This is a genomic window from Camelimonas fluminis, from assembly GCF_014656355.1.
GTDB classification, from domain to species: Bacteria; Pseudomonadota; Alphaproteobacteria; order Rhizobiales; family Beijerinckiaceae; genus Camelimonas; species Camelimonas fluminis.
In genome coordinates this window covers 1-3,392 of record NZ_BNCG01000094.1, presented here as the reverse complement: position 1 = coordinate 3,392, position 3,392 = coordinate 1, and the positions used below count along the sequence as shown (strand labels likewise).

Here is a 3,392-nt window from a genome sequence, read left to right as displayed (position 1 = left end):
TCAGAAATCTCGCGAAGGGGGAACCTCTTATGATTCTAGACGTTCGAAAACCGCTCTAGCTTCAAATTCAGATGCTCCCGAGCGCGACCCTTGCGGCCAGTTTCTCCGCAGTTTCCTTCCGTTCACTATAGCGGTCCGTCAAATGTCCGGAGATATCGCGTGTCAGCAACGTGAACTTGACCAGCTCCTCCATCACGTCGACCACACGGTCATAATATGGGGACGGCTTCATACGGCCTGCTTCATCGAATTCCTGATACGCCTTGGCGACGGATGACTGGTTGGGGATTGTCACCATCCGCATCCAACGTCCGAGCACGCGCATCTGGTTAACCGCGTTGAAGCTCTGGGAACCCCCGCTAACCTGCATCACGGCCAGGGTACGACCCTGCGTTGGCCGCACTGCCCCCACTGACAGCGGTATCCAGTCAATCTGCGCCTTGAGCACGGCGCTCATGGCCCCATGTCGCTCGGGGCTGCTCCACACCTGCCCTTCAGACCACAGGCTCAGTTCCCGCAGTTCCTGAACCTTTGGATGATCTTCAGGAGCGCCATCCGGCAGAGGAAGCCCCGCAGGATCGAAAATGCGTGTTTCAGCCCCAAAATGCTTGAGCAGCCGCTGAGCCTCCAGTGTCAGAAACCGGCTGTAGGAGCGCTCACGCAGAGATCCATAAAGCAGCAGGATACGCGGGGGATGGGATGACGGGGTGGCGCGCAATCGTTCGACATCCGGCCGGTCAAGATTTGCGGCGACGATGTTTGGCATATTCATCAACATCAGTGGTTCGTCTCTACAGCAGGTGTGGTCTGGGGCGCGCGCTCATACCAGCCCCTGGAGCGGTTCACGATCCAGACGACGGACAGCATCACAGGGACTTCAATCAGCACCCCGACAACGGTCGCCAGCGCTGCACCCGACTGAAAACCGAACAGGCTGATGGCAGCAGCGACGGCCAGTTCAAAGAAGTTGGATGCGCCGATCAGGGCGGAGGGACCGGCGACGCAATGTTGCTCGCCAGCGATCCGGTTGAGCAGATACGCCAGGCCGGAGTTGAAATAGACCTGTATCAGGATCGGTACGGCAAGAAGGCCGATGACCAGAGGCTGGGCAATGATTTGCTCACCCTGAAAACCGAACAGCAGGACCAACGTCGCGAGAAGGGCGACGAGGGAAGCGGGCCCGAGCCGGGCCAGCAAGCGGTCAAGCCCCGCCTCGCCAGCCGATGACAGGATCTGCCGCCTGACAATCTGCGCGATGACGACGGGGATGACGATGTAAAGAACCACCGACAGCACGAGCGTGCCCCATGGGACCGTGATAGCAGAAAGCCCGAGCAGCAAGCCAACAATCGGTGCGAACGCCACAACCATGATGGCGTCATTGAGAGCGACCTGGCTCAGGGTGAAGTGGGGCTCACCCCTGGTCAGATTGGACCAGACGAAGACCATCGCCGTGCAGGGTGCAGCTGCAAGAATGATCAGTCCGGCAATGTAGCTTTCAATCTGGTCCGCGGGGAGTAGCGGACGAAACAGCCAGCCAATGAACAGCCAGCCGAGCAGCGCCATGGAAAAGGGCTTCACCGCCCAGTTGATGAACAGGGTGACGCCGATACCGCGCCAGTGACGCCCCACCTCCCCGAGCGCTGCGAAATCAATCTTCAGCAGCATCGGAATGATCATCAGCCAGATCAGCACAGCGACTGGCAGATTGACCTTTGCCACCTCCAGGGCGCCGATGACGTGAAATGCGCCCGGTATGAAATGCCCCAGCGCAATGCCGGCGACGATGCAAAGGGCAACCCAGAGGGTCAGATAGCGTTCGAATGTGGACACTGGTTCTGCCTCAAGCTGTCGCCACGCGGCGGCCGTGCGCGTCGATGACGCGCTCGCCGTCTTCCTTGACGAACGCGCCCTGTTGCGGCGGCAGCAGGTCCAGCACCGCTTCAGATGGGCGGCACAGCCTCACGCCTTTTGGGCTGACGACAATTGGACGGTTTATGAGAACCGGGTGCGCCAGCATGGCGTCCAGAAGCTGGTCGTCGGTCAGGTCCGGGTCGCCCAAACCAAGATCCGCATAGGGCGTGTCTTTCTCGCGCAGCAGCGCACGCGCGGAGATGCCCATGCGCCCAATGAGCTGGACAAGCATTTCCCGGGACGGCGGCGTCTTCAGATATTCGATGACATGGGGTTCAATCCCGGCGTTGCGGATCATGGCCAGCGTATTGCGGGACGTCCCGCAGGCGGGGTTGTGATAGATGACAACATCCATTGCTTCAGACATGCGCGTCGCCTTTCACGTGATCACACTGGCGCGACAGCGCTTTGAGGGCCGGATTGCACACCTCGGGATGCCCTTGGCAACAATCGCGCATCAGGAACTGGATCAGGTCGGAGAGCGCCGGGTATGACGCACTGTAGATGATCGAACGACCTTCCCGGCGCGATTGAACCAGGCCTGCATGCTCCAACTGGCTCAGATGGAATGACATGCGCGATGACGACGCACCGTCCATCGCATCACCTATTGCTCCAGCCGACATCCCTCCCGGCCCGGCCTGGACCAACAGGCGCACGATGCGAAGCCGCGTCTCCTGCGCCAGCGCAGAAAATGCGTCCAAAGCCCGTTTGTCGTTCATCATATCAATCTCTCTATATATATTGAGATATTGGGTATCATGATCGCCAACTCGATGACAAGCCCCTTGCCATTAGCCGAAAAGGCGCTGAGCAAAGGAACGGGTTTTGGAAGCACGGGCAGTGGAGCAGATTTCGGAGAATGGACGCATCATACCCGCTACAGAAACCGGACCACCTCACGCCGTGATCCGGAAATCCCCCTCAGAATGAGGCAGATACGAAGCTGATCGAACAGCGTCCAAAGCTGTCAACCCACACCGCTAGCAGATGCTCCCGCCTCAGAAGGCACGCTCACACCCAAAGAATTGTCGTTTCCGGCTGGCTGGACCGCCTCCTCACGTTGGAAGAAGACCTCCACCTCAAGCTCCGGGAAGTGCTCCGCTTCCAGCTTCGCAAGCGCCTGCCTTACCCGTTCGGTATCCATGGCCGTTCCCGGCTCGAACGGCTTCGATTTGGCGCTTGCGGCGTTGTCGAGATCGGACACTTTGCACGGAATGTTACACGCGTTGAGGGCGGCGACGAACTCCTTGTATTTCACCTTCTTCGCAGCAAGGACCTGATCAAAACCAGCTTGCCTGGCGACGAACGCACGGCAAAGGTCACGCTTCAGGCGCTTCAGATCGCCATCAACCCTGGACGCATATCTGGTGACGTCGGGCGGCAGTTCTTTGGTTTCCAGATACCGGTTGAACTGCTGTAAGCGCTGTGCCGCTCACACCTTGCGTTGATGGCTCCACGGCAGGAGGCTGTCGATG

General features: G+C 59.3%; 5 protein-coding genes. 1 reads left to right on the top strand and 4 read right to left on the bottom strand.

Annotation, left to right across the window (positions count from 1 at the left end):
• Nucleotides 1-67 precede the first annotated feature (67 nt).
• From arsH to IE243_RS22300, 4 genes are read right to left on the bottom strand one after another with little or no spacing between them, the layout of a single operon-like run.
• Nucleotides 68-778, bottom strand: a complete 711-nt coding sequence (gene arsH, locus IE243_RS22315) for an arsenical resistance protein ArsH (protein WP_191321490.1) — start codon at nt 776-778, stop codon at nt 68-70.
• Nucleotides 778-1,833, bottom strand: coding sequence for an ACR3 family arsenite efflux transporter (arsB, locus tag IE243_RS22310; protein WP_191321489.1), 1,056 nt, complete (start codon nt 1,831-1,833; stop codon nt 778-780). Before arsB ends, arsH begins: the two co-directional genes overlap by 1 nt.
• Nucleotides 1,834-1,843: 10 nt before the next feature.
• Nucleotides 1,844-2,269, bottom strand: coding sequence for an arsenate reductase (glutaredoxin) (gene arsC, locus IE243_RS22305; RefSeq protein WP_191321492.1), 426 nt, complete (start codon nt 2,267-2,269; stop codon nt 1,844-1,846).
• A gap of 4 nt (nt 2,270-2,273) precedes the next feature.
• Nucleotides 2,274-2,636, bottom strand: coding sequence for an ArsR/SmtB family transcription factor (locus tag IE243_RS22300; protein ID WP_191321491.1), 363 nt, complete (start codon nt 2,634-2,636; stop codon nt 2,274-2,276).
• A 341-nt stretch (nt 2,637-2,977) separates the two neighbouring features.
• Between IE243_RS22300 and IE243_RS22295 the strand changes: the two genes are divergently transcribed.
• Nucleotides 2,978-3,337, top strand: a complete 360-nt coding sequence (locus IE243_RS22295) for a hypothetical protein (RefSeq protein WP_191321488.1) — start codon at nt 2,978-2,980, stop codon at nt 3,335-3,337.
• The last annotated feature ends 55 nt before the right edge of the window (nt 3,338-3,392 follow it).

Bases quoted from the DNA above. Each gene is read 5' to 3' on its own strand.
- IE243_RS22300 (WP_191321491.1), bottom strand. From the start codon at position 2,636: ATGAACGACAAACGGGCTTTGGACGCATTTTCTGCGCTGGCGCAGGAG.
- arsH (WP_191321490.1), bottom strand. From the start codon at position 778: ATGTTGATGAATATGCCAAACATCGTCGCCGCAAATCTTGACCGGCCG.
- arsC (WP_191321492.1), bottom strand. From the start codon at position 2,269: ATGGATGTTGTCATCTATCACAACCCCGCCTGCGGGACGTCCCGCAAT.